The sequence below is a fragment of the Pseudomonas sp. rhizo25 genome, assembly GCF_031931935.1.
Taxonomy (GTDB): domain Bacteria; phylum Pseudomonadota; class Gammaproteobacteria; order Pseudomonadales; family Pseudomonadaceae; genus Aquipseudomonas; species Aquipseudomonas synxantha.
This window is the reverse complement of record NZ_JAUJXA010000003.1, coordinates 135,037-160,719: the sequence shown is the minus strand read 5'-3', so window position 1 is coordinate 160,719 and position 25,683 is coordinate 135,037. Positions and strand designations below refer to the sequence as shown.

Annotated in this window: 25 protein-coding genes; 11 read left to right on the top strand and 14 right to left on the bottom strand. The window is 62.2% G+C overall.

Features of this window, described 5'->3' with window-relative positions:
* Nucleotides 1-95 precede the first annotated feature (95 nt).
* Entirely contained in the window at nucleotides 96-1,307 is a 1,212-nt protein-coding gene (locus QZR30_RS07760) for an MFS transporter (protein ID WP_046068352.1), read from the top strand.
* 227 nt (nucleotides 1,308-1,534) lie between these two features.
* Here QZR30_RS07760 and iolG read toward each other — a convergent pair whose 3' ends face one another.
* Nucleotides 1,535-2,539 (bottom strand): inositol 2-dehydrogenase, encoded by a 1,005-nt coding sequence (gene iolG / locus QZR30_RS07755; RefSeq protein WP_056846156.1) that lies wholly within the window; start codon nucleotides 2,537-2,539, stop codon nucleotides 1,535-1,537.
* Between the two features lie 43 nt (nucleotides 2,540-2,582).
* Nucleotides 2,583-3,608 (bottom strand): LacI family DNA-binding transcriptional regulator, encoded by a 1,026-nt coding sequence (locus QZR30_RS07750; protein ID WP_311903142.1) that lies wholly within the window; start codon nucleotides 3,606-3,608, stop codon nucleotides 2,583-2,585.
* A gap of 123 nt (nucleotides 3,609-3,731) precedes the next feature.
* On the opposite strand from QZR30_RS07750, the gene QZR30_RS07745 reads away from it, so the two are divergent.
* Genes QZR30_RS07745 through QZR30_RS07735 form a run of 3 tightly spaced genes read left to right on the top strand, consistent with a single transcriptional unit; the run spans nucleotide 3,732 to nucleotide 6,666 of the window.
* Complete coding sequence (locus tag QZR30_RS07745) at nucleotides 3,732-4,577, top strand: SDR family oxidoreductase (protein ID WP_046068355.1); 846 nt, start codon at nucleotides 3,732-3,734, stop codon at nucleotides 4,575-4,577.
* A complete protein-coding gene (locus QZR30_RS07740) occupies nucleotides 4,577-5,701 on the top strand; it encodes a phytanoyl-CoA dioxygenase family protein (protein ID WP_046068356.1) in 1,125 nt (374 codons plus the stop codon). The genes QZR30_RS07745 and QZR30_RS07740 overlap by 1 nt, the downstream gene beginning before the upstream one ends.
* Nucleotides 5,702-5,742: 41 nt before the next feature.
* Nucleotides 5,743-6,666, top strand: a complete 924-nt coding sequence (locus tag QZR30_RS07735) for a sugar ABC transporter substrate-binding protein (RefSeq protein ID WP_046068357.1) — start codon at nucleotides 5,743-5,745, stop codon at nucleotides 6,664-6,666.
* Between the two features lie 48 nt (nucleotides 6,667-6,714).
* On the opposite strand, the gene QZR30_RS07730 is transcribed toward QZR30_RS07735, so the two are convergent.
* Nucleotides 6,715-7,029, bottom strand: a complete 315-nt coding sequence (locus tag QZR30_RS07730; protein ID WP_311903141.1) for a DUF2834 domain-containing protein — start codon at nucleotides 7,027-7,029, stop codon at nucleotides 6,715-6,717.
* A 192-nt stretch (nucleotides 7,030-7,221) separates the two neighbouring features.
* On the opposite strand from QZR30_RS07730, the gene QZR30_RS07725 reads away from it, so the two are divergent.
* A complete protein-coding gene (locus tag QZR30_RS07725; RefSeq protein WP_311903256.1) occupies nucleotides 7,222-8,931 on the top strand; it encodes an amidase in 1,710 nt (569 codons plus the stop codon).
* A gap of 134 nt (nucleotides 8,932-9,065) precedes the next feature.
* Here QZR30_RS07725 and QZR30_RS07720 read toward each other — a convergent pair whose 3' ends face one another.
* Complete coding sequence (locus QZR30_RS07720; protein WP_046068360.1) at nucleotides 9,066-9,281, bottom strand: DUF6434 domain-containing protein; 216 nt, start codon at nucleotides 9,279-9,281, stop codon at nucleotides 9,066-9,068.
* 158 nt (nucleotides 9,282-9,439) lie between these two features.
* On the opposite strand from QZR30_RS07720, the gene QZR30_RS07715 reads away from it, so the two are divergent.
* The gene (locus QZR30_RS07715; RefSeq protein ID WP_068967309.1) at nucleotides 9,440-9,871 is read left to right on the top strand and encodes a nuclear transport factor 2 family protein; all 432 of its coding nucleotides are present in this window, start codon (nucleotides 9,440-9,442) and stop codon (nucleotides 9,869-9,871) included.
* Between the two features lie 7 nt (nucleotides 9,872-9,878).
* On the opposite strand, the gene QZR30_RS07710 is transcribed toward QZR30_RS07715, so the two are convergent.
* Nucleotides 9,879-11,204, bottom strand: coding sequence for an aminotransferase-like domain-containing protein (locus QZR30_RS07710; RefSeq protein ID WP_046068362.1), 1,326 nt, complete (start codon nucleotides 11,202-11,204; stop codon nucleotides 9,879-9,881).
* Between the two features lie 89 nt (nucleotides 11,205-11,293).
* Here QZR30_RS07710 and QZR30_RS07705 point away from each other — a divergent pair, with 89 nt between their 5' ends.
* The 3 genes from QZR30_RS07705 to yghX are packed head-to-tail and all read left to right on the top strand — an operon-like array spanning nucleotide 11,294 to nucleotide 13,661.
* Nucleotides 11,294-12,184 carry a DMT family transporter gene (locus tag QZR30_RS07705; RefSeq protein ID WP_046068363.1) on the top strand — a complete coding sequence of 297 codons (891 nt, stop codon included), beginning with the start codon at nucleotides 11,294-11,296 and terminating at the stop codon, nucleotides 12,182-12,184.
* A 51-nt stretch (nucleotides 12,185-12,235) separates the two neighbouring features.
* The gene (locus QZR30_RS07700) at nucleotides 12,236-12,730 is read left to right on the top strand and encodes a PaaI family thioesterase (protein ID WP_046068364.1); all 495 of its coding nucleotides are present in this window, start codon (nucleotides 12,236-12,238) and stop codon (nucleotides 12,728-12,730) included.
* Between the two features lie 43 nt (nucleotides 12,731-12,773).
* Entirely contained in the window at nucleotides 12,774-13,661 is an 888-nt protein-coding gene (gene yghX, locus QZR30_RS07695; protein ID WP_046068365.1) for a YghX family hydrolase, read from the top strand.
* Nucleotides 13,662-13,675: 14 nt separating this feature from the next.
* On the opposite strand, the gene QZR30_RS07690 is transcribed toward yghX, so the two are convergent.
* Nucleotides 13,676-14,548 (bottom strand): LysR family transcriptional regulator, encoded by an 873-nt coding sequence (locus QZR30_RS07690; RefSeq protein WP_046068366.1) that lies wholly within the window; start codon nucleotides 14,546-14,548, stop codon nucleotides 13,676-13,678.
* 130 nt (nucleotides 14,549-14,678) lie between these two features.
* On the opposite strand from QZR30_RS07690, the gene ampC reads away from it, so the two are divergent.
* Entirely contained in the window at nucleotides 14,679-15,821 is a 1,143-nt protein-coding gene (ampC, locus tag QZR30_RS07685; RefSeq protein WP_046068367.1) for a class C beta-lactamase, read from the top strand.
* 119 nt (nucleotides 15,822-15,940) lie between these two features.
* On the opposite strand, the gene dctM is transcribed toward ampC, so the two are convergent.
* The 8 genes from dctM to QZR30_RS07645 form a co-directional block, all read right to left on the bottom strand.
* A complete protein-coding gene (gene dctM / locus QZR30_RS07680; RefSeq protein WP_046068368.1) occupies nucleotides 15,941-17,221 on the bottom strand; it encodes a C4-dicarboxylate TRAP transporter large permease protein DctM in 1,281 nt (426 codons plus the stop codon).
* A complete protein-coding gene (locus tag QZR30_RS07675) occupies nucleotides 17,221-17,853 on the bottom strand; it encodes a TRAP transporter small permease (RefSeq protein ID WP_046068369.1) in 633 nt (210 codons plus the stop codon). The genes dctM and QZR30_RS07675 overlap by 1 nt, the downstream gene beginning before the upstream one ends.
* Before the next feature lie 162 nt (nucleotides 17,854-18,015).
* Nucleotides 18,016-18,999, bottom strand: coding sequence for a TRAP transporter substrate-binding protein (locus QZR30_RS07670; protein WP_056846166.1), 984 nt, complete (start codon nucleotides 18,997-18,999; stop codon nucleotides 18,016-18,018).
* Between the two features lie 146 nt (nucleotides 19,000-19,145).
* Nucleotides 19,146-19,961 (bottom strand): HpcH/HpaI aldolase/citrate lyase family protein, encoded by an 816-nt coding sequence (locus tag QZR30_RS07665; protein WP_046068371.1) that lies wholly within the window; start codon nucleotides 19,959-19,961, stop codon nucleotides 19,146-19,148.
* Between the two features lie 15 nt (nucleotides 19,962-19,976).
* Nucleotides 19,977-21,170 carry a CaiB/BaiF CoA transferase family protein gene (locus QZR30_RS07660; RefSeq protein ID WP_046068372.1) on the bottom strand — a complete coding sequence of 398 codons (1,194 nt, stop codon included), beginning with the start codon at nucleotides 21,168-21,170 and terminating at the stop codon, nucleotides 19,977-19,979.
* Between the two features lie 10 nt (nucleotides 21,171-21,180).
* Entirely contained in the window at nucleotides 21,181-22,530 is a 1,350-nt protein-coding gene (locus QZR30_RS07655) for an MmgE/PrpD family protein (RefSeq protein ID WP_311903139.1), read from the bottom strand.
* 10 nt (nucleotides 22,531-22,540) lie between these two features.
* On the bottom strand, nucleotides 22,541-23,704 hold the full coding sequence (locus QZR30_RS07650; protein ID WP_046068374.1) for an acyl-CoA dehydrogenase family protein: 1,164 nt from the start codon (nucleotides 23,702-23,704) through the stop codon (nucleotides 22,541-22,543).
* Nucleotides 23,705-23,732: 28 nt separating this feature from the next.
* Entirely contained in the window at nucleotides 23,733-24,551 is an 819-nt protein-coding gene (locus tag QZR30_RS07645; RefSeq protein WP_059397897.1) for an FAS1-like dehydratase domain-containing protein, read from the bottom strand.
* A gap of 214 nt (nucleotides 24,552-24,765) precedes the next feature.
* Here QZR30_RS07645 and QZR30_RS07640 point away from each other — a divergent pair, with 214 nt between their 5' ends.
* Nucleotides 24,766-25,656 carry a LysR family transcriptional regulator gene (locus QZR30_RS07640; RefSeq protein ID WP_046068375.1) on the top strand — a complete coding sequence of 297 codons (891 nt, stop codon included), beginning with the start codon at nucleotides 24,766-24,768 and terminating at the stop codon, nucleotides 25,654-25,656.
* Nucleotides 25,657-25,683: the final 27 nt, after the last annotated feature.

Below are 25,683 nucleotides of genomic sequence, written 5' to 3'. Positions count from 1 at the left end.
TTCTTCGAATTTAGCATAGCTTTCGAAACAATTAGAAATGGCTGCCAGCTAAAGTACTGTCTGCCCCTGTTTGCTGCCTTGTATGGAATGCCTGCATGTCGAGCCTTACTGCGACACCCGCCGCTGCCACAACCACGCCCCAGATAAGCCCCCTGGTGATGCGCGTCCTCGGCGCCTGTGCCCTGGCGCATATGATCAATGACCTGATCCAGGCCGTGCTGCCGTCGGTCTACCCGATGCTCAAGGCCAACTACGGCCTGAGCTTCACCCAGGTCGGCCTGATCACCCTGACCTTCCAGTTGACCGCCTCCTTGCTGCAACCCTGGATCGGCTATCACACCGACCGTCATCCCAAGCCGTGGCTGCTGCCAGCGGGCATGGTGTGCACCTTGGTCGGTATTTTGATGCTGGCGTTTGTCGGCAGCTTCCCGGCGATTCTGCTCGCGGCGGGGTTGGTGGGCGTTGGCTCGTCGACCTTCCACCCAGAAACCTCCCGCGTCGCCCGCCTGGCCTCCGGTGGCCGCTATGGCCTGGCGCAATCGACCTTCCAGGTCGGTGGCAACACCGGCAGCGCCTTCGGCCCGTTGCTGGCGGCGGCCATCATCATTCCCTACGGCCAAAGCCATATCGCCTGGTTCGGTCTGTTCGCAGTGTTCGCGATCCTGGTGCTGTACGGATTGAGCCGCTGGTACCGCCACCACCTCAACCTGTTCAAGCTCAAGCAAGGCAGCCAGGCGACCCATGGCCTTTCCAAGGGCCGCGTGACCTTTGCCCTGGTGGTCCTGGCCGTGCTGGTGTTCTCCAAATACTGGTACATGACCAGCCTGACCAGCTACTTCACCTTCTACCTGATTGAGAAGTTCCAGCTGTCGGTTGCCAGCTCGCAGATGTACCTGTTCCTGTTCCTCGGCGCGGTGGCGGTCGGCACCTTCGCCGGTGGCCCGATCGGCGACAAGATCGGCCGCAAGAAAGTCATCTGGTTCTCGATCCTCGGTGCCGCGCCGTTCACCCTCGCCCTGCCCTACGTCGACCTGTTCTGGACCGCCGTGCTCAGCGTGATCATCGGCTTTGTCATCGCCTCGGCGTTCTCGGCCATCGTGGTATTTGCCCAGGAGCTGGTGCCAGGCAATGTGGGCATGATCGCCGGGATATTCTTCGGCCTGATGTTCGGTTTCAGCGGTATCGGTGCGGCGCTGCTCGGCATGCTCGCCGACCATCATGGCATCGAGTACGTCTACAAGCTGTGCTCTTTCCTGCCGTTGGTGGGCATCCTGACGATATTGCTGCCTTCGACCAAGGGCGTGTGATTTCTGGGTGCACCCAAAAGTAGATAAATGATACGCCGCGATCCAAATGTGGGAGGGGGCTTGCCCGCGAAGACGTCAGCCCAGCAAACATTGATGTTGGCTGAACCACCGCTATCGGGAGCAAGCCCCACATTGGATCGCGGGCGCATCAGTTGGATCATCGGCGGCTGTCAGGCCGCTGCGGGAGCAAGCTCCTCCCACACCCCATCGATCACAAGTAAGTCCCGCTACAGGTCATAACGGACCGCCACACTGCGCCCGGTGTTCACCGACTCCAGCGCACAATCAGCCAGATGCAGGGCATACAACCCATCACGCATGCCAGTAGGCAACTCACGCCCCTCACTCAGCGCCTCGATGAACTGCGCCAGCTCATTGCGATAAGCATCCGCATAACGTTCAAGGAAAAAGTGCTGCAGCGGCTCCAGCGCTTCGGTGTGTTCGGCGCTCCAGTGACGCAGGGTGCTGGGACGATGGTTATCGGTAAGCAATACACCACTGGCGCCGGAGACTTCTACGCGCTGGTCGTAGCCATACACAGCCTGGCGACAGCAGTTGATATGGCATTGCTTGCCCGAGGCGGTGCGCAGCAAGACCATCACGCTGTCGTAGTCGCCAATCTGTTCCAGCGTCGGATCTACCAGGCGGCTGGCGTAGGCGCTGACTTGCACCGGTTCTTCGCCGAGCAAGTGGCGGGCGGTGTCGAAGTCGTGAATGGTCATGTCGCGCAAGATGCCACCGGAATGTTCCAGGTAATCACGCGGGGCCAGGCCCGGGTCGCGGCTGGTGATGATCACTTGGCGCACGGCGCCGATCTGGCCCGCATCCAGGGCCTGGCGCAGGCGCAGCATGTCGGGGTCGAAGCGCCGGTTGAAGCCGAGCATCACCCGGCCGCCCTGGCGCTCCACGGTGTGCGCCGCGCTGCGCGCCTTGGCGATATCCAGGTCGATGGGTTTTTCGCAGAGTACCGCCTTGCCCTGGGCCACGGCGGCGAGCAACAGCTCGATGTGGGTGTCGGTGGGGGTGCCGATCACCACCGCATCGATGTCCTCGCGGCTCAGTACGGCGGTGCAGTCATACGCCGCTTCGCATCCCAGCTGCGTACTGAGGGCATCGACGCCTTCTCGCCAAGGGTCGGCCACCAGCACCAGCGTGGCGTTGGGATGGGCGGCGACGTTGGCGGCGTGGATCTTGGCGATGCGCCCGGCACCTAGAACGGCGATACGTAGCATGGTCGAACTCCTGGATCGTTATTGGATTTGTAGTTTCAGAACTTCAGTCCGGCAGGTTGAACGGCGTGACGATCTGCACCTGTGAGGGCGCAATCGGCCCGGCCTTCCATAGCCGGTGGTATTGCAGGATGTGCAGGAACACGTGGCGGGCATCGATCTGCAGGTTGTGATCGATGATCGCCGCGACTTTTTCTTCCCTCAGCAGTTGGCGGTTTTCTTCGTCGAGGTCGTGGCCGATAAAGACTTCCAATGGGCGACGCTGTGCGGCAAAGGCATCGACGATCGCACGGTTGCCGCCGCCGACGCTGTAAACCGCCTTGAGCCCGGGATGCTGGTGCAAGGCTTGGGTCACCCGCTCAAAGGTGCGCTCGTATACGCCATAGCCGCCGCTGATATCCAGCACCCGCAAGTGCTCGGCGCGGCCACGCAGCCAGGCGCGAAAGCCCATCTCGCGTTCTTCTTCGCCACGGAATAGTTCACTGCCGATCACCACCGCCACGTCCTGGGGCTGGCTGGGCAGCCAGCGCGACATCAGGTAGGCGGCGGTCTGGCCGGCAGTGCGATTGTCCATGCCCACATAGCCGATGCGTTCGCTTTGGGGCAGGTCCGTCACCAAGGTCACCACCGGAATGCCGGCGGCAATCAGTTGCTTCACCGCCTGGTTCACCGCCGGCTCATCGGCGGCCTTGAGCACCACGCCCTGGCTGCCCGTGTCGAGGCAGCGCAGCAATTGGTCGTACATGGCCTGGGGCTCGATTTCTTCGAACAGGTGAAAGCGCGGCGCAATGCGAAATGGCGCGAGGCTGGCCAACTGCGCCACGATTGCCGCCTGCACCGCCGCGCTGAAACGATGGGGCGTGTGCATGATGACGTCCACATGGAAGGTGCGCCCCACGGCCAGGCCGTTTTTCTCCTGGGACTCCAACTCCTCCAGCGCCTGCTCGATACGTCGCCGGGTTTGCGCATGCACGCTGCCACGCTGGTGCAACACGCGATCGACCGTGGCCTTACTGACGCCGGCCTGGGTGGCGAGTTGCTTGATGGAAAAATGCTTTGCGCGTTCGAGCATGGGCTTTGCCTGAGGTGTTTTTGAGGTCTTTTTTGGGCGTTACTGAGGTTTTGCAATGCTAGTCTCAGTTTTGTCCGGCGTCGAGCCGGGCCGGCAAAACAACAAAAATCCCAGGAGAGCCCAATGCCCCACACCGACCTTAAGACCTCGTTCAACGGTCAGTACTTTGTCGTTACCGGCAGCACCCAGGGTCTCGGTGCGGCCGTAGCCCATACCCTGGCTCGCCGTGGCGCAGCCGGGCTGATCATTTGCGGGCGCCGCCGTGCCGAGGGCGAAGAGCAGGTACGCCAGCTGGCACGGCTGGATTGCCAGGCTTTTTTTGTCGAGGCCGACCTGGAAAAGGTCGAGGACTGCCGCACGATCATCGAGGCTGCGCGCAGCCATTTCGGCACCTTGCACGGCTTGGTGAACTGCGCCGGCATGTCTGACCGCGGCACCATCCTCGACACCTCGCCGGAACTGTTCGAGCGTTTGTTTGCGGTGAATGTGCGCGCGCCGTTTTTCCTGATGCAGGAAGCACTCAAGCTGATGATCAGCAATGGCGTGGAAGGCGCGGTGGTGAATATCCAGAGCGTTACCGGGCATGGCGGCCAATCGTTCTTGAGTGCCTACGCCGCGTCCAAGGGCGCACTGGCGATCCTGACCAAGAACGTCGCCTTCAGTGCATTGCGCAACCGCATCCGTGTGAATGGCTTGAATATCGGCTGGATGGACACGCCCCACGAGGACCAGATACAGCGTCAGTACCACGGCGCCCAGGACGGCTGGCTGGCAGAGGCCGAACGCGCCCAACCGTTTGGACGCCTGCTCAAGCCCGAAGAAGTGGCGCGCAGCGTGGCGTTTCTGTTGTCCGCTGAGTCGGGAATGATGAGCGGCGCGGTGATCGACCTGGAGCAAGGGGTGGTTGGCTGCACCGACAGCAGCACGCCGCAACCCCACCAGGCCCTGAGCCTCCCCGGAGGTGTGTGATGCCTGCCTTCGTAACCGGCGACGCCGTGCGCCTGGCCGATTTCAGCCGGATCTGCGCACAGCGTACCAACACCAGCGACTACCCGCTGTGCCTTGAGGTGCAAGGCAACGTGCCGATTTATCAGGCCCACACCTTGCGCAACAGTGACCGCCTGGCCGTCATGAACGAACTGCATCACCTGTTCCGTGACGGTCCCGGCGTGATGGTGGTGCGCCAAGCCTATGAAGACTTGGAAGTGGTGGACCGCCACAGCCGGGTGTTCGAAGCGATCTTTGCCCATGAAGCCGCCCATGGCGTGGCCGCCGATCACTTTGCCAAGGCCGGCAGCAACGGACGCATCTGGAATGTGCTGCAAAAAGCTGCCGTGCAGTCACCCGAATCCTTTGCCGAGTACTACGCCAACCCCCTGCTGGGGTTGATTGCCGAGGCCTGGTTGGGCCCGGGCTTCCAGGTCACGGCACAGGTCAATGTGGTGCGCCCCGGTGGCCAGGCACAGCAGCCGCACCGCGACTATCACCTGGGCTTCCAGACCAATGAAGTAGTCGAGCGTTTTCCGCTGCCGCTGCATGTGTTGTCGCAGTATTTGACGCTCCAGGGTGCCATCGCCCATTCGGATATGCCGCTGGAAACCGGCCCGACCCAGCTGTTGCCGTTTTCCCAACAGTACGCCTTGGGTTATCTGGCCTGGCGTCGCTCGGACTTTATCGACTACTTTCAGCAACACGCAGTGCAATTGCCGCTGAACAAGGGCGACTTGCTGTTCTTCAACCCGGCGCTGTTCCATGCCGCCGGCACCAACCGCACCACTGACCGCCAGCGCATGGCCAACCTGCTGCAAATCTCATCGGCGTTCGGCAAGCCGATGGAAGCCGTCGACCGCGACCGCATGATGCTGGCGGTCTACCCAGTGCTGCTGGCCAATCCCAACCTGGATGCCCAAGCCGTGATCGCCTGCACCGCAGATGGCTACTCCTTCCCCACCAACCTCGACACCGACCCACCGTCGCAGGGCCTGGCTCCGCAAACCGGGCAGCAGCTGATGCTGCAAGCCCTCAACGAACGCTGGCCGTGCTCGGACTTCGCTGCTGCCTTGGCGCATTGGCGGGCCAAGCGCCAAGCGTGAATCTCGATGCTTTGACAACAACAAAAACAACGGAGCAAACCATGAAAAAGCAACTCCTTGCAGCACTGCTGACCTTTGCGATCAGCCCCTGGGCCCTGGCTGATATTCGTATCGGCGTGAGCATCGCCCAGGTGGATGACGTGTTCCTCGCGCAAATGCGCGACTACATGGCCACCCACGCCAAGGAACTGCCCGACGTCACCCTGCAATTTGAAGACGCCCAGGGCGATGTGGTGCGCCAGCTCAACCAGGTACAAAACTTTGCCGCCCAGGGCATGGACGCGATCATCGTCAACGCGGTGGACACCGCCGCCACTCAGAAAATGACGCTCAATGCCCAGCAGGCCAAGATCCCGCTGGTGTATGTCAACCGTCGCCCGGAGTTCAAGGAGGTGCCGGCAGGCGTGGGCTATGTAGGCTCGGACGAGATCAAGGCGGGGGAAATCCAGATGCGCTACCTGGCCGAGAAAATGGGCGGCAAGGGCAACCTGGCGATCATGCTCGGGCTGCTGTCCAACAATGCCACCCACAACCGCACGCTGGGGGTCAAGACTGTGCTCAAGGACTACCCCGATATCAAGATTGTCGAGGAACAAAGTGCCGAATGGCAGCGCAGCAAGGCGATTGACCTGATGAACAACTGGATCGTATCCGGGCGCAAAATCGATGCCGTGGCGGCGAATGCCGATGAAATGGCGATCGGCGCGGCCATGGCCATCAGCCAGGCAGGCATGCAGCCGGGCAAGGACATCCTGGTGGCCGGCAGCGACGGCGGCGCGGCTGGGTTGGATGCGGTGAAAAAAGGCCAGTTGCTGGTCACCGTGTACCAGGACAACAAGGGCCAGGCGGTGGGCTCCATCGACCTGGCGGTGAAGATGGTCAAGAAGCAGCCGTACACGGCGGAACTGACGATTCCTTATCAGCAAATCACCAAGGACAACTACCAGGCGTTCCTCAACCCCTGATAGGCCGCGCAATATCGGTGGCGAGGGGCTTGCGCCCTTGCCACACGCTTAGTTGAGTGCTCGACGGGAAAACCCATTGACCACGATGTAAAGCAGCGGCCCCACCGACACAAACACCGCCGTCAACAAAAAGTACGGCAACACCGACGCCAGCGACCGCCCTCGCCCACGCGCATCGCGGTACATCCACACAGACGCCAGCACCGCCATCAAATACAGGTCGATCACCACCTGCGCCGTATCGGGCCGCGACATCAGTTCCCGTCCAAACGCCAACAGCGATTGCTCAGCCGTGAGCATCGTCCCCACCGTGTAGAGGGTAAATCCCAGCAAGGCAGCCAGGGCGATATAGGGTCTGTGCATGGTCTCTTCCTTGAAGTGCAATGGTAGTCATCGCGCCCACCATAGCGACAAAGCTCTATCGCTCGCAATCGCGCTGACGTGTTCATCTGGCCGATCATGCACGCCGCCTACCCAGTGCATGCCACGCTGGTTTTGTGAAATATCTGTACGTAGACTGCCGCCATACCCCCACTTGAAGGCGGCGAAAAAAACCTGATGCAAGTTACTGAAGTCTCCATTGCCCAATTGCGCGCTGCGCTGGAAGCCGGTCAGACCACGGCAGTTGAACTGGTCCAGGCCTACCTGGCGCGGATCGATGCCTACGATGGCCCGCACACCGCCACCGCATTGAATGCCGTGGTGGTACGCAACCTCGACGCCCTCAAGGAAGCCGAAGCCTCTGACGCGCGCCGTGCCAAGGGCCAGACCCTGGGGCCGCTGGATGGCATTCCCTACACCGCCAAGGACAGCTATCTGGTCAAGGGCCTGACCGCTGCATCCGGCAGCCCGGCGTTTGCCAAGCTGGTCGCCCAGCGTGATGCCTTCACCATTGAACGCCTGCGTGCGGGCGGCGCCATCTGCCTGGGCAAGACCAACATGCCGCCGATGGCCAATGGCGGCATGCAGCGTGGCGTGTATGGCCGCGCCGAAAGCCCCTACAACGCCGACTACCTCACCGCCCCGTTTGCCTCTGGCTCCTCCAATGGTGCCGGTACCGCCACTGCCGCCAGCTTTGCAGCGTTTGGCCTGGCCGAGGAAACCTGGTCGAGCGGTCGCGGCCCGGCCTCCAATAACGGTCTGTGTGCCTACACCCCTTCCCGTGGCGTGATTTCGGTACGCGGCAACTGGCCGTTGACCCCGACCATGGACGTCGTAGTGCCCTATGCGCGCACCATGGCCGACCTGCTCGACGTGCTCGATGTGGTGGTGGCCGAAGACCCCGACAAGCGCGGCGACCTGTGGCGCCTGCAGCCCTGGGTGCCGATCCCCAGCGTCACGTCGGTGCGCCCGGCTTCGTACGCCGCCCTGGCGGTAGGCAGCGCAAGCCTGGCCGGCAAACGCTTTGGCGTGCCGCGCATGTACATCAATGCCGACCCTGAAGCCGGCACCAGCGAAAAACCCGGTATCGGCGGGCCGACCGGGCAAAAGATCCACACCCGTGCCACGGTGATCGAGTTGTGGCAAGCCGCGCGCCAGGCCCTGGAAGCTGCCGGGGCCGAAGTGATCGAGGTGGACTTCCCGCTGGTATCCAACTGCGAAGGCGACCGTCCCGGCGCACCGACGGTGTTCACCCGTGGCCTGGTGTCCAAGGAGTTTCTCCACGATGAGTTGTGGGAGCTGTCCGCGTGGGCGTTCGACGACTTCCTGCGCGCTAACGGCGACCCGAGCCTGAATCGCCTGGCCGACGTGGATGGGCCGAAGATCTTCCCCCACGACCCTGGCACCCTGCCCAACCGCGAAGACGACCTGGCCGCCGGCATGGACGAATACGTGCGCATGGCCCAACGCGGCATCACTCCATGGGACCAGATCAGCACCCTGCCCGATGGCCTGCGTGGCCTTGAGCAAACCCGGCGTATCGACCTGGAAGACTGGATGGACAACCTCGGCCTCGACGCCGTGCTGTTCCCGACCGTGGCCGATGTGGGCCCGGCGGATGCCGATGTGAACGAAGCGTCTGCCGACATCGCCTGGAGCAACGGCGTATGGGTAGCCAACGGCAACCTCGCGATTCGCCACCTGGGCGTGCCCACCGTCACCGTGCCGATGGGCGTGATGGCGGATATCGGCATGCCGGTGGGGCTGACGTTTGCCGGGCGTGCCTATGACGATTCGGCGCTGCTGCGCTTTGCCTCGGCGTTCGAAGCCACCGGCAGTAAACGGATGATCCCGCCGCGTACGCCACCATTGGCGGCCAGCTAAACGCAATTCAACTGTGGGAGGGGGCTTGCTCCCGATAGCGGTGTGTCAGTACCAGATGTGCTGACTGAACTGCCGCCATCGGGAGCAAGCCCCCTCCCACATTTTGAGCGTATTTTCACATCACGCACCGTGGCTCAGGAGCGCGGAGCCTCGCGACGCCGCCACTCGTCCACCACATCACCCATAGTCTTGGGGTCGCCATTGCGTATCCACGCCATGAATGGACGGTTGAACTTGAACCTCGGCCCGCACTGTTCAAGCATGAAACGGCGAACGTTCTGAGTGTTTTTGTAGTTGGGAGTCACGGGTGTAGCGCGGGTGAGAGGGTCGCTATGCCAGTCAAAATCCATTTTGCACCTTGGCTTATGGAGGGGGTGTTTACCCACCCTAACCTCTAATCACTTCACACCGCTGCAAAATTTCACTTTCCTTCCACGCCGAAACTATTGCATTGTTGTACGACGACATACCTCGTCGTATCCACCCCAACAAAAACAAGGAAACACCCATGCCCAAGCTCAAAGTGCTGATCGGCTTCCTATGCCTTTTCTGCGGCTACGTCGCCGCCGCGCCTGCTACCGCAGAAAAGGACGTAGCCCAGGCAGTCGATCAATTGACCCAAGCCATGCTGCACCTGGACCTCAAGCAGCTTCACGCATTGACGTCCGACAAGCTCACCTACGGCCACTCCAGCGGCAAGGTGCAGAACAAGGCGCAATTTATCGCCGACCTGGAAACACACACCAGCGCCTTCAAAACCCTGGAAATGCAGAACCAGACCATCACTCTCAATGGCGATACCGCCCTGGTGCGCAACCACTTCCATGCCCTGGCGGTGAACAGCGGTGTGGACACGCCAACCGATATCGACAACTTCCAGGTCTGGCAGAAGCAAAATGGCAAATGGCTGCTGATCGGGCGCCAGGCTTACAAGTACTGAGAACAGGTCACCACGCCACCACCTTGCGCACCTTCATCAGGGCTTCACGCAACTGCGCCATTGTCACCGAACCCAGGGCCAGGCGCAGTGCGTGGGGCACCTGGGCCGAGACCGCGAAAGGCTCGGCGGTGGAGACGCAAACACCGTCGCGCTGCAAGGTCATGGCGACTTGATCGGCGCGCACATCCTCCGCCAGTGGCAACCACAAAAAATACGATGACGGATGGCTGATATACCTCACCCCCGTCAGCACCTGCGCCGCCAACACCTGGCGGGCCTGGGCATCCTCGCGCTTTTGCGCTTCCAGTTGCGCCACCGTACCGTCTTCGAGCCAGGCCACCGCAATCGCACTCATCACCCCCGGTACGTTCCAGGTGGTGGCCATGATCGTACGTTCCAACGTGTTCACCCAAGCCGACGGCGCAGCGATAAAACCCACGCGCAAACCGGTGGCGACGCTCTTGGACAACCCGCCGATATACACCGTGCGCTCCGGGGCCAGCGTCGCCAACGGCGCGGGCGCATCGTCGGCGAGAAACGCGTAGGCGCCATCTTCGATGATCATCAGGTTGTGCTGCCGTGCAATCGCCACCAAGCGCTCGCGCTGTTCCAGGCTCAGCACCCAGCCCAGCGGGTTATGCAGGGTCGGCATGCTGTACACCGCACGTACCGGGCGCCTGCGACACAGGTTGTGCAGGTGGTCCAGGTCCGGGCCGCTGGCCGTGGCCGGGATGGCGACGATTTCCAGGTGCAGGGTTTCAGCCAGCACCTTGAAGCCCGAGTAGGTCAGCGCATCCACCGCGATCACATCCCCAGGCTTGAGCAATGCCATCAGGGTCACCGCCAGACCATGCTGGGCGCCGCTGACGACCAGTACTTGCTCGGCATCCACCGTCAGCCCTCGGTTCAACAAGTGTCGCGCCACAGCGGCGCGCTCATGCACACGCCCGGCATGGGGCTGGTAACGCAGCAGCGCCTCCAGGTCGCCGGACAGCGCCAGTTGGCGCAACGCCGTACGCAACAGTTCGGCCTGGCCCGGCAAGGACGGGTAATTGAAGTTCAGATCCAACAGGCCCGCCGCCACCGTCATCTGCCCACTGCCCTGCCCCGGCGGCAACGCAATCTCGCGCACGAAGGTGCCGCGCCCGGTCTCACCACTGACCAGGCCCATGGCTTCCAACTCGCTGTACACCCGGCTGGCAGTCACCAGCGCCAAGCCATGCTCGGCGGCCAATTGCCGATGAGTGGGCAGGCGCGTGCCAGGTGGCATCTGACCGCTGCGAATGGCCTCGGCGAAGGTATCGACCAGCGACTTGTAGCGGGCACGGGGCATAAAGCTGTATCCATGACAATTTTTTGATTGCCTTAATCTTCAACCCTAGGATAGCCGCCACGCAATCCCCCTTTTTCGGACAGCCCCTTATGGAACGTACCTCCCGCCTCGGCACCCTGGATAGCAGTACCCAGGGCTGGATCAACGGTTTTATCGGCGTGGTGATTTTCAGCGGCTCGCTGCCGGCCACGCGCCTGGCGGTGATGGAGTTCGACCCGGTATTCCTCACCATGATCCGCGCGACCATCGCCGCCTTGCTGGGCATAGGCCTGTTGTGGCTGTTCAAGGAGAAACGCCCTGCCCGCCAGCAATGGGCACCGCTGATCATCGTCGCCCTCGGCGTAGTGATCGGCTTCCCACTGCTGACGGCCCTGGCCCTGCAATACGTGACCTCGGCCCACTCCATCGTCTTCATCGGCCTGCTGCCACTGGCCACGGCGGTGTTCGGCGTGCTGCGTGGCGGTGAGCGGCCCAGGCCGGTGTTCTGGTTGTTTTCGATCCTGGGCAGCCTGTTGGTGATGGGTTATGCCTTGGCCCAAGGCTTGAGCGCCGCTCCTGCGGGCGACTTATTGATGCTGTTGGCAGTGCTGGTATGCGGCCTGGGTTATGCCGAAGGCGCCAAACTGTCGCGCAGCCTCGGCGGCTGGCAGGTGATCTGCTGGGCGTTGGCGGTGTCGCTGCCGGTAGTGGCGCCGCTGAGCCTGCTGCTGGCGCCTTCGTCCTTCAATGGCATCAGCCTGCCAGCGTGGCTGAGCCTGGGGTACGTGTCGCTGTTCAGCATGTTGATCGGCTTTGTGTTCTGGTACCGCGGCCTGGCCCAGGGCGGTATTGCTGCAGTCGGCCAGTTGCAGTTGCTGCAACCTTTCTTCGGCCTGGCGCTGGCGGCGGGCCTGCTGCACGAACAGGTCAGCCTGGGCATGGTGCTGGTGACGGTGGCGGTGATCGGCTGCGTGGCCGGGGCGAAGAAGTTTGCTCGCTGACGCGCAGCCTGCTAAACAGAGGCGTCGCCCCAAGAACAACAAGGACTCTACATGCACAGCGCATCTCTGCAGGACACTACCGCGCCTGAAGGCATCTGCTATGGCTGCGGTAGCAGCAACCCCCACGGCCTGCACATCAAGAGCCGCTGGGCCGACGATGGCGTGCACGTCATCGCCGAGCATCAGCCCGAGGCTAAATACAGCGGCTGGCCGGACTTGGTCTACGGTGGCCTGATCGCCATGCTGGTGGACTGCCATTCCAACTGGACCGCCATGGCCTACCACTACCGTGCCGAGCAACGTGAACCCGGCAGCCTGCCACGCATTGACTGCGTCACCGGCAACCTCGGTATCAAGTTCATCAAGCCCACCCCCATGGGTGTGCCCCTGACCCTGCGTGCGCGGGTCGAAGGCGACGTCGGACGCAAAAGCCGCGTAGTCTGCGAGGTGTATGCCGGCGACGTACTCACCGCCATCGGTGACTCGGTGTTCGTGCGGGTCGACACCGGCCAACTGGCCGCGGCCGCCCATGGTCGCGAGCCTTGATCCTGGTCTACAGTGACTGCAACCGCTGACCGAGGACTGCACAATGACCCGTCTCACCGCCAAGGACTTTGCCCCCGAACTGCTGGAGCTCTACGACGGCTACGCCCACGGCAAGCTCAACCGCCGCGAATTTCTCGACCGTGCGGCGCTGTTCACCTTCGGCGGCCTCACCGCCTCGGCGCTGCTGGCAGCCCTGAGCCCCAACTACGCCCTGGCCGAACAAGTGAAATTCACTGACCCGGACATCGTCGCCGACTACATCACCTACCCATCGCCCAAGGGCAACGGCACGGTGCGCGGCTACCTGGTGCGCCCGGCCAAGGTCGCCGGCAAGCTGCCGGCCGTGGTGGTGGTGCATGAAAACCGTGGCCTGAACCCCTATATCGAAGACGTTGCCCGGCGCTTGGCCAAGGCCGGCTTTATCGCCCTGGCCCCGGACGGCCTGACCTCGGTCGGGGGCTACCCCGGCAACGACGAAAAAGGCGTGGCACTGCAACAGACCGTCGACCCGACCAAGCTAATGAACGACTTCTTCGCCGCCATCGAATGGCTGATGCACCACGACAGCAGCACCGGCAAGGTCGGCATCACCGGGTTCTGCTATGGCGGCGGCGTGACCAATGCAGCGGCTGTGGCCTACCCGGAACTGGGCGCGGCGGTGTCGTTCTACGGGCGCCAACCCGATGCCAAGGATGTACCGCGCATCAAGGCGCCGATCATGCTGCATTACGGTGAGCTGGATACGCGAATCAATGAGGGCTGGCCGGCGTATGAGCAGGCATTGAAAGCCGCCGGCACCACCTATGAGGCGTATATCTACAAGGGCGCCAACCACGGCTTTCACAACGATTCGACACCGCGCTATGACGAAGCAGCAGCGCACCTCGCTTGGGAGCGTACCCTGGGCTGGTTCCACAAATACCTCGTCTAACAGACCCTCCCAGGTTAGGCAGCACTCGTCTGCAACCAACCTTTGAACGCGAGCATCGCCGGTGTTTCATTGCGCGACTGCAAACGGGTCAACCAATAGCTGCCAGTCGTAATTCCTACCTGGAACGGCTGGCGGAGCACATCGCTCTCCAACTGCCGCGAAAACATCAGCGCCGGCGCCAGCGCCACGCCGCTGCCTTGCAGGGCGGCTTCCATCATCGCCAGCGAGGAGTCGAACACGATACCGCGCGGCACCCGCGTATCGGTGGGCAAGCCGGCGGCCTGGAACCACAGGCTCCACTCATCGGCACGGTAGGAGCGCAGCAAGGTGTGCTTCAACACGTCCGCCGGGCTGTGCAGTTGCTCGGCAATCTGCGGTACGCACAACACCGTCAATGGCGCCTCCAGCAATGGGCATGCATCGGTGCCGTGCCAGGCACCGGCGCCAAAGCGGATCGCGTAGTCAAGGCCTTCGGCGGCCACATCCACGCGGTTGTTGTGGGTGGACAGGCGCAGGTCGATAAACGGGTAGCGACTGTGGAAATCCGCCAGGCGTGGCAACAGCCAGCCCACCGCAAAGGTGCCGACCGCCCCCACCGTCAGCACTTCACGGTAATGCCCGCCCTCGAACTGGCCCAACGTCAGGGCAATGCGATCAAAGGCATCACGCAGCACGGGCAGCAGGGTTTCGCCTTCGCTGGTGAGCATCAAGCCCCGAGGCAAGCGCTTGAACAACGTAACATTGAGTTGGGCTTCGAGACTTTTAACCTGATGGCTGACGGCCGCCTGGGTCACGCACAGCTCAATGGCCGCACGGGTAAAGCTCAAATGGCGCGCCGAGGCTTCGAAGGCACGCAGGGCATTGAGCGGCAAGTGGGAACGCAGCAAGGCTTACCCCAATTTTTCTAATGGCTGGTGCGAGATATCATCGTTTGCCCGCGTCCTGAAATCCACCTAGATTTGCCACGCCTGCGCAGGTTCTGATCGTCATCACTCTTTTACATGGAAGCGAGTCACCATGAAGCGTAACTTACAAACACTGCTGGTTTCCGCGTTATTACTGGGGTCTGGCAGTTGCATGGCCGCCGTCGATATACGCCAGGTCGTGGACAGCAACGTCAAAGCCTTGATGCAGCAGCAAGCTATCCCGGGCTTGTCGGTGGCCATCGTTAACCAAGGCAAGGTGCAATACTTTAACTACGGCGTAGCCGCCAAGGACACCCAGGCACCAGTCACCGAAGACACCCTGTTCGAAATCGGCTCGGTGAGTAAAACCTTCACAGCCACCCTCGGCGGGTATGCCCAGGCCACCGGCAAGCTCAAGCTGTCGGACATGGCCAGCCAACACTTGCCCGCCCTGGCTGGCAGCGCGTTCGATCACATCAGCCTGCTGCAATTGGCGACCTATACACCAGGCGGCCTGCCCCTGCAGTTCCCGAAAACAGCCGACAGTGCCAAGACCATGCTCGGCTACTTCCAACACTGGAAGCCCACTTATGCGCCGGGCGAACAACGCCTGTACTCCAACCCCAGCATCGGCCTGTTCGGCTACCTGACAGCGCAAAGCCTGGGCCAGCCGTTCAACGTCGCCATGGAGAAGACCCTGCTGCCCAAGCTGGGCCTGACCAACACCTATGTCAGCGTGCGCAGCGACAAAGCCGGCCAATATGCCCAAGGCTATGACAAGCAGCAAAACCCCGTACGCGTCAGCCCCGGCGCCTTGGGCGGCGAAGCCTACGGCATCAAGACCAGCAGCCAGGACCTGGCTCGCTACGTTATCGCCAACATGCACCCGCAGGCCCTGGAACAGCCGCTACAACAGGCCATTGCCGCCACTCACGCCGGCTACTACACCGTCAACGGCATGACCCAGGGCCTGGGTTGGGAACGCTACCCCTACCCCATCACCCTGCAAGCGTTGATCGACGGCAACTCCACGCCGATGGCGATGGAGCCGCACAAGGTCAACTGGCTGAGCCCGGCCCAGGCGCAACCGGCCAACGTGCTGTACAACAAGACCGGCTCCACTGGTGGGTTTGGTGCGTATGTTGCGTATGTGCCGAGCAAGGATGTGGGCGTGGTGATCCTGGCGAACCGCAACTATCCGAATGCCGAGCGGGTGAAGGTGGCGCACGCGATCTTGAGTGCGCTGGATAAATAACACCGAACAGAAAAACCCTGTGGTAGGGGGCTTGCCCCCGATGGCGGTGGTTCAGTTACAGATGCATTACTGACACTCCCTCATCGGGAGCAAGCCCCCTCCCACATTTTTGACTGCCTTTACATTCCGAGCCAGTGCGGCAGTGCGAGGGAAATGAACGGCAAATAAGTGACCATGATCAGGAACACCAACAGAATCAGCAACCACGGCATGGCCGCGCGAATGGTCTGCCCCAGCGTCAACCCGGTCACCGCCGAGGTCACGAACAGGTTCAACCCCACAGGTGGATGCACCAGGCCGATTTCCATATTCACCACCATCACGATGCCCAGGTGAATCGGATCAATGCCCAGCTTCATCGCAATCGGGAAGAAGATCGGCGCCAGGATCAGCACGATGGCCGACGGTTCCATGAAGCTGCCGGCAATCAGCAGCACCACGTTGACCATGATCAGGAAACCAATCGGCGTCAGCCCTTCGGAGATGACCCACGCCGTGATTTCCTGGGGGATCTGCTCCGTGGTCAGCACATGGGCAAACAGCATGGCGTTGGCGATGATGAACATCAGCATGATCGACAGCCGCCCGGATTCGAGCAGCACCTTGGGGCAATCACGCAGCTTCATGTCCTTGTAGATGAACAGCGCCACAAACGCCGAATACACAGCCGCCACCGCCGCTGCTTCGGTGGGGGTGAACATGCCGCTGTAGATGCCGCCGAGGATGATCACCAACAGCAACAGGCCCCAGAACGCCCGGCGTGCGCAACTCAACCACTCGCGAAATGTCGCCCGTGGTTGCGCGGGTAGCTTCTTGATACGCGCGACGATGTAGATCGCGATCATCAGCATCAGGCCCAGCAACAGTCCGGGGATCACCCCGGCCATGAACAGCTTGCCCACCGAGGTTTCAGTCGCCGCCGAATACACCACCATCACAATCGACGGCGGAATCAGGATCCCCAAGGTCCCGGCGTTGCAGATGATCCCCGCACCAAACTCCTTCGGATAACCGGAACGCACCATGCCTGCCACGGCAATCGAGCCCACCGCCGCCACCGTGGCCGGTGACGAGCCGGACAGCGCCGCAAACAACATGCAGGCCAGCACTGCCGCAATCGCCAGGCCGCCACGGATGTGGCCCACACAGGCATTGGCAAAGTCGATCAGCCGCTGGGCTACGCCGCCGGTGGTCATGAACGCGCCGGACAGCAGGAAGAACGGAATCGCCAGGAAGGTGTAGGCGTCGGAGGTTTCAAACAGCTTGATCGCCAGGGAACTCACCGAGTCCTGGCTGAACATCAGAATCGACACCGCACCGGACAGCCCCAGGGAAATCGCAATCGGCACGCCCAGGAACATGAACACGAACAACAGCAAGAACAGACAGAGCACGGCCATCAGTGACGCTCCTCATGGCTGCCGGCCAACTTGCTGGCCTCACCGGCCTCGTCGGCCAGACCCAACCCGACTTGTCGGTGGGTAAAGATGCGGTAGAAAATTTCCAGGTAGCGGATGAATACCAAGGCAAAGCCGATGGGCACGATCACCACGATGTCGCCCACATCGACGCCGAACTGGTCGAGGTCTTCGGCACCGATATGTGCGGTCATCACTGCACTCACCCACTTGTAGCTGGCCACCATGAACAACCCGGCATAGGCCAGGCAGCACAAGCAAGCGAGCAGGCCGAGCAGGCGTTGCACAGGGCGCTTGGTCAGCCTGACCAGCGCGTCCACGCCGAGGTGGCCGGCGGTGCGTACACCGTAGGAAATGCCGAAGAAAATCAGCCAGCCGAACATGGCCTTGGTCAGCGCCACGCTCCAAGTCATGTCCTGGGCCCAGGTCATGGTGCCGTCGCCCAGGACGTTGAAGAAATTGCTGCTCCACGCCCATTTATCCGCCAGGGCGAAGAACAGGGTGTAGATGTTGTTGAGCATGACGTAGACGAATGTCACCAGAGTCATGGCGGCGAGCAGGAAGGCAATAAAGCCTTCCTCCAAGTGCTCCCAGACGCGCCTTAGCGTTTGCATGGCAAAACCTCGCGAGGCAAATGAAATACCAGGGTGGAACTTGCCCGAAATGTGGGAGGGGGCTTGCTCCCGATAGCAGTGTGTCAGCTTGCAGATCTGTCTCTGATCCACCGCTATCGGGAGCAAGCCCCCTCCCACATTGGATCTCAGTACACCCTGGGATTATTGGTTGGAAGCGTCCGCCGCCTTGATCAGGTCAGCCCCGATCGCGCCTTCGAACTTCTGCCACACCGGGCGCATGGCTTCGCGCCAAAGGGTGCGTTGCTCAGGCGTCAGTTCGATGATTTCGCTGGTCTTGGCGTCGATGATCTTCTGCTTGGCCGACTGGTTCAGCGCTTCGGCCTGTTTGTTCACCTCGACGGTGACCTCGGCCATGATCTGCTCCAGGGTGCTGCGGGTATCGGGTGGCAGGCCGTTCCAGAACTTGGCGTTGGTGATCACCATGTAGTCGATCAAGCCATGGTTGGATTCGGTGAAGTACTTCTGCACCTCGTTGACCTTCTGGCTTTCATAGTTCGACCAGGTGTTCTCGGTACCATTCACGGTGCCGGTCTGCAGCCCTTGATAGACCTCGGCGAAGCTCATCTTGCGCGGGTTGGCGCGGATCGCCTTGAACTGTTCCTCGAGCACACTGGAGGCTTGCACGCGGAACTTCAGGCCACGGGCGTCCTTGGGTTCATGCAGGGCCTTGTTGGCGGAGAGCTGCTTGAGGCCGTTGTGCCAATAGGCCAGGCCGAGGATGTTCTTGTCCTGCATCGAGGTCAGCAGCTGCTTGCCCTCGGCGGCCTGGAAACGGTCGACGGCGGCCAGGTCGTTGAACAGGAACGGCAGGTCGTAGATCTGCACTTGCTTGGTGTACTGCTCGAACTTGGCCAGGGACGGCGCCAGCATCTGCACATCGCCCAGCAACAGCGCTTCCATTTCCTTGCCATCGCCGAACAGCGACGAGTTCGGGTACACCTCGACCTTGACCTTGCCGGGCAGGCGTTCTTCGGCGAGTTTCTTGAACAGCAACGCGCCCTGGCCCTTGGGGGTGTTTTCGGCGACCACGTGGGCAAACTTGATCACAATCGGGTCGGCCGCCTGGGCCAGGCCTGCGGCAAACAAGGTGGCGGCGCACAGCAGCGCCCGAGAAAACTTGAGCATGGGAAATCACCTTCTTATTGTTGTGTTGTCAGGCAAGGTGCCTGATGTGACGCGTGTTGAGAATTTCGAATTCTAGATACCTGCGTTCGGCCTGGCCGAACACCAATCTCAAGATCAATGGAGAACCTTGTGGGGGGGTTATCCAGTTAGAGTTGGGCAGCCAGCAGTCTTTGGGCCCGTAACAGCACCGGCGCATCCACCATCTGCCCATCAATCTGATACGCCCCTGCCCCATGGGCTCCGGCCTCCACCACGCGCTTGGCCCATGCCAGGTCTTCGGCGCTGGGCGCCAGCGCCTGGTGAATCACCGAAACCTGCTTGGGATGGATACACAACGCCCCGGCAAAGCCCATTTCATAAGCGTGCCGGATCGAGCAGCGCAGGCCCTCGGGGTCGTCGATGGCGGGGTGTACGCCGTCCAGCGGTGCGACCAGCCCGGCGGCGCGCGAATGCACGATCAGCGCCAGGCGCGCCTGGTCGAGGGCAAACTCAGCGGCGCGGGAATGGCTGCTCAGGTTGAGGTCCAGGGCCAGGTCCAAGCCACCGAACGACAGCCGCTCCACCAGCGGAGCATGGGCAATGTCGGCCACCGCCAACAAGCCGCGAGCGCTTTCGATGATCGGCCAGATGGGTTTGCCGGTGGCAGCCACTACGGCGACCTGGGCTGCGCTCTCAACCTTGGGTAGCAGCACACCCGCGACATTTGCATGGGCCTTGCAGAACGCCACATCCTCAAAATGCTCGGCGTGCTCCGGCGCATTGATACGCACCCACACCTGGGCCCCAGGATGGGCGTGCAAGAACTCCCCCAGGTTGTCCCGGGCCTGGCGCTTGAGCGGTTCTTCCACTGCGTCTTCAAAATCCACGATTACCGCGTCAGCGCCACTGGCCAGGGCTTTGGCAAACCGCTCCGGGCGGCTGCCCGGCACAAATAACGCTGAACGTACTAGGGGCTTTGGCATCGCTGAAATTCCTGGTTAGATAACGCCGCGTGCACGCAGGCTGTCGATGGTGTCGGCGCAATAACCCAGCTGGTCGAGGATACCCTGGCTGTGTTGTCCCAAAGCCGGCACGCCATCCATGCGCGGGGTAAACGCGGCATTGCGCGCCGGTGGTAACAGCGACGGCAACGGCCCGGCCGGGCTATCGACTTCGCGCCAGCTGTCACGGGCCTTGAGTTGCGGGTGGTCCCACACGCCTTGCATATCGTTGACCCGAGCGCTGGCGATCTGCGCGTCCTCCAGGCGCTGGATCACCGCCTCGGCGTCCAACTGGGCAAAGCTTGCGACAATGATCTGGCGCAGCGCGTCGCGGTTGGCCGAACGCTTGAAATTGGCGCTGAAACGTTCGTCCGTCGCTAGCGCGGGGGTGAGCAATACCTTGTCGCAGAACGCCGCCCACTCACGCTCGTTCTGCAACCCGAGCATCACCGTACCGCCGTCACCGGTGGGAAACGGCCCATACGGGTAAATCGTCGAATGCGCCGCGCCGGCACGAGGTGGCGGTGGCGCGCCGTCGAAGGCGTAGTACATCGGGTAGCCCATCCACTCCACCAGGCTTTCGAGCATGCTCACGTCGATGCGGCTGCCCTTGCCGGTCTTGCCACGCAGCAGCAGCGCCGAAAGGATGCCGCTGTAGGCGTACATGCCAGCGGAGATATCGGCGATGGAGCAACCGGCCTTGGCCATTTGCTCGTCACCCGGGCCACCAGTCACCGAGAGAAAGCCGCCTTCACTCTGGATCAGCAGGTCGTAGGCTTTCTTTTTCTCGTAGGGCCCGCCTTCGCCGTAGCCGGAAATATCACAGACGATCAGCCGCGGGAAACGCTCATGCAACGCCTCGAACGACAAGCCCATGCGCGCCGCCGCGCCGGGAGCCAGGTTCTGCACCAGCACATCGGCATCGGCGAGCAGCGCCTCGAGAATGGCGCCCGCCTCGTCCTGCTTGAGGTCCAGGGTCAGGCTCTCTTTGGAACGGTTGGTCCAGACGAAATGCGACGCCAGGCCGCGCACGCGTTCGTCATAGCCCCGGGCAAAGTCACCGGCACCGGGACGCTCGACCTTGATCACCCGGGCCCCCAGATCGGCCAGTTGGCGGGTGCAGAATGGCGCGGCAATCGCGTGCTCCAGGCTGACGACGGTGATGCCGTCCAGCGGTCGTTGGTTACTCATGACAAATCCCTCAAAGCCAATGGGCCATGGACGCGGTTTGGCGCAGGTTCCACACCTGCTCGATCAACCCGCTGGCCTGGGTCGAGGTGCGGGCGTTGCTGAATTGGGTCAGGCGCTGGAATTTGTCCGCCAGCTCCGCGCGACTCAGGGTGTTGCCCGGGTCGCCCTTGGGCTCGTCGATGGCGCCGTGCAGCGTGCGGCCGTCGGTGGTGGTGACGGTGACGCGGCCCAGCCAGCGTTGTGGGTAGGCAGCATCGACCTCGGGGTCGAGGGTCATGCTGACCTTGTCGCGAAAGGCCGCGACGGCGGGGTCGCTCAACGCCAGTTCATGGAATTCAGGCAGCCCAGCCTTGCCATGCACGGCGATCAGGCCGAGCACGGTGCCCATGGAGAATTTGGCCTGGTGCACCGTGGTCGGCACCGTCACTCGACCGAGCACATCGATGGCGCCTTGATGCACGCGGGTCTGTACCCGAGCAATCTGTGCGGCGCTCAAGCCCTCGCGCTGCATCACCGCCAGCAGTGCATCGGCGGCTGGATGGGTGTGGCGACAGGAAGCGTGGAATTTGAACGAGGTTTCCACCAGCGCCCAACGGCTGCCCAGGCCGGCGGATAATTTGCCTGGTTCGGCATCAGTGGACATGCCCGCCGCCAGCCCCTGGTCGCCTTCCAGAATATTGCGTGCGCCGGTCAAGCCATCGGCGGTGAGATAGGCCGCCAGCAAGCCGTCCGCCGCCGCCTTGGCCGTATGCAGTTGCTTGGAGTCGGCGGCATCGCGCAAGAACTCCCACAGCCCGGCCGCCTGGGTGCCGGCGCTGCCGAGCAGGTTGATGAACTGTTCCTGGTTGAAATCGAGCAACTTGCCCACCGCGACCGCCGCCGCCAGGGTGCCGACCGTGGCCGTGGTGTGGAAGATGCGATAGTGGGAGCGACCCATGAATTCACCGATGCGAATCCCAGCCTCATAACCGGCCACCGAGGCCAACAACAACTCGCGGCCAGACTTATTGAGGTCCTGGGCAGCGGCCAAAGCGGCAGGAAACACCACCGTGGCCGGGTGCAGCACCGAGCTGTTGTGCAGGTCATCCTGCTCCACCAGATGGGATGAGGCCGCGTTGACCAGCGCGGCAAAATACGCGCTGGTGCCGGTGCCGTTGACGATCACCTGGGCCGGGCCGCTGCTCGGCCCCATCTTCTGCGCATAACGTTCGAACAGTGGAATCGGATGAGCGCCCTGGCTGGCCAGTGCCGAAGCGAGCCAATCCAGATACAGCTCTTCGATGCGCACCAGTACCGGCTCGGGCACCTGTTGATACGTCAGATCAGCGAGGAAACGGCACAGGGCCTGGGTATCACGCATGCTCAGGCCCTCAGAAGCTACGTGGCAGTTCGAGCAAATGCTCGGCCACGTAGGACAGGATCAGGTTGGTGGAGATCGGCGCCACCTGGTACAGGCGGGTCTCGCGGAATTTGCGCTCCACGTCGTATTCGCAGGCAAAGCCAAAACCGCCGTGGGTTTGCAGACAGGCGTTGGCCGCTTCCCAGGACGCCTTGGCCGCCAGGTACTTGGCCATGTTGGCGCTGGCCCCGGCGTGCTTGCCGCTGTCGTATTCCTCACAGGCGCGCCAGCGCATCAGGTCGGCCGCTTCGATCTCGATATGGGCCTCGGCAATCGGGAATTGCACGCCCTGGTTCTGCCCGATGGGCCGGCCAAACACCACGCGGTCGCGGGCGTAGGCGCTGGCCTTCTCAATAAACCAGCGACCGTCACCGATGCATTCGGCGGCGATCAGGGTGCGCTCGGCATTCAGGCCATCGAGGATGTACTTGAAGCCCTTGCCCTCCTCGCCAATCAGGCTGTCAGCGGGCAACTCGAGGTTGTCGAAGAACAGCTCGTTGGTTTCGTGGTTGACCATATTGGCGATGGGTTGCACGGTCAGACCGTTACCGATGGCGTCGCGCAGGTCAACCAGGAAGATCGACATGCCTTCGGACTTTTTCTTCACCTCGGCCAAGGGCGTGGTGCGCGCCAGCAGGATCATCAGGTCGGAATGCTGCACCCGCGAGATCCAGACTTTCTGACCGTTGATTACGTATTTGTCGCCACGCTTGATAGCGGTGGTCTTGATCTTGGTGGTGTCGGTGCCGGTGGTGGGCTCGGTGACGCCCATCGATTGCAGACGCAACTCACCGCTGGCCAGCTTGGGCAGGTAGAAGCGTTTCTGCGCCTCACTGCCGTGACGCAACAGCGTGAACATGTTGTACATCTGGCCGTGCACGGTGCCGGAGTTGCCGCCGCAGCGGTTGACTTCCTCGAGGATCACCGAGGCTTCGGCCAGCCCCAGGCCGGAGCCGCCGTACTCCTCGGGAATCATCGCCGACAGCCAACCGGCGTCGGTCAGCGCCTTGACGAAGGCTTCGGGGAAGCCCTTTTGTTCATCGATGCTGCGCCAATAGGTGGCATCGAACTCGGCGCACAAGGCACGCACGCCTTCGCGGATGGCAGTGAGTTCTTCGTTGTCATTGGGGTTCATTAACGGCTCTCCGCCTATTGTTCTTGGATTATTCGAAATACACCTGGGCGGTCTGCGCCAGGCCTTCGGCATTGCCGGCCCAGAGTTCTGCGACCCCGGTTGCGGTGAGGCGCCCGCCCACCTCAAATGGCTGCGGCGCAATCAACGGGCGTATGCCGCGATAGCTGAAACGACGCAGCGTCGCGTCCGGATGCGCGCGGCAGAACGCCCGCAGGTTCAAGGTGGCGATCAGCGGGCCATGCACCACCAGGCCGGCATAACCTTCGGTACCGGTGACATAGGGGTAGTCGTAGTGGATGCGGTGGCCGTTGAAGGTCACGGCGCTGTAGCGGAACAACAAGGTGGGCGTCGGCTCGACCGTCTCCGTCCATTCGCCCTGGGCCAGGGCATCGCCGCTGCCGGGCTTGGGCGGTGTCGGTTCGCGGTAAACAATGTCCTGTTCCTCGCGGATCGCCAGGCGGCCGTCCTGGGAGTAGTCATGGCGCACAGTGACAAACAGCAACGAGCCGGTGCGCCCGGCCTTTTCTTCGACCTGGGTGATGGTCGACATACGGGTGGCCGCCTCGCCGGCACGCAGTGGGTGCAGGAATTCGATACGCCCACCGGCCCACATGCGATTGCGATTATCGGCCGGCGGCAGGAAGCCGCCGCGGGCGGGGTGACCGTCGCTACCCAAGGCCGATTCCGGCAGCGCGTCCTGGAAAAAGCACCATTGCCACAATGGCGCAACGGCTTCGCCCTCGGCGGGCACAGTTTCTCCGAACGTAGCGGCGATACGCTTAAGCAGGTTATGGCTCAGGTGGTCGTGGGCGGTTTCACTTCGGCCGATCCAATCAGTGGCACTCATCGGGTGCAGATCCTCAGGCAGTGGGTGTCTGCTGCCGATCATGCAAGGGCCTGGCCGTTCTGAGAATTTGCATTTCAATAAACCAGCGTTCGGCTATGCTGAACGCCAACTTACAAAAAAACGCCGCATCTCCAATGTGGGAGGGGGCTTGCTCCCGATGGCGGTGTATCAGCTAGCACATTGGGTACTGACCCACTGCAATCGGGAGTTTTTTATGCATTTTGATCTCGCCGACTTGCGCCTGTTTATCCATATCGCCGAATCCCCCAGCCTGACCCAGGGCGCCAAGCGAGCGTTCCTCTCGCCGGCCGCCGCCAGTGCGCGGATCAAGGCCCTGGAAGGCCAGCTCGACACCCGCCTGTTGTACCGCGACAGCCGTGGGGTAGAGATCACCCCGGCAGGCGAACGCCTGTTGCACCACGCGCGGTTGATCATGCGCCAGGTGGATTACCTGAAAAGCGAGTTCACTCAATACGGCGTGGATTCGGCCGGGCATATCCGCATCTTCGCCAACACCACGGCGGTCACCGAGTTCTTGCCGGAAGTGCTGGCGGGCTTTTTGTCCCAGCGGCCGGGGGTGACCGTTGACCTGCAGGAGCGCCTGTCCCGGGATATCGTGCGCGGTGTGCTCGATGGCACCAGTGACATGGGTATCATTGCCGGTCCCGTAGAGGCATCGGGGTTGCAAGTGCTGCATTTCAGCACCGATGAGCTGGTGTTGATGGTGCCGGTCGGGCATCCCCTGGCAGACCAGCCGTCGGTCACCCTGGAGCAGACCCTGGCGTACCAGCATATCGGCCTGCATGAAGGCAGCACGCTGTTGAGCTTTTTGCGCGAACACGTCGAGCGCCTGGGCAAGCAGTTGTCGCTGCGCATCCAAGTCTCGAGTTTCGAAGCGATCTGCCGGATGGTCGAGGCCGGGGTGGGCATTGGCATCATTCCCGAGTCCGCTGCCCTGCGCCACAGCCGCACCATGCAGTTGGTGACCGTGAAGCTGGATGAGCCCTGGGCGATTCGCGAGCGCAGCATCCTGGTACGCGAATTGGAGGCGCTGCCGGGCACCATTCGCGCACTGATCGCTACCTTGATGCCGGAAAACGCCTAAGCTTGAACGTCACCTTGCCAGAGGAGA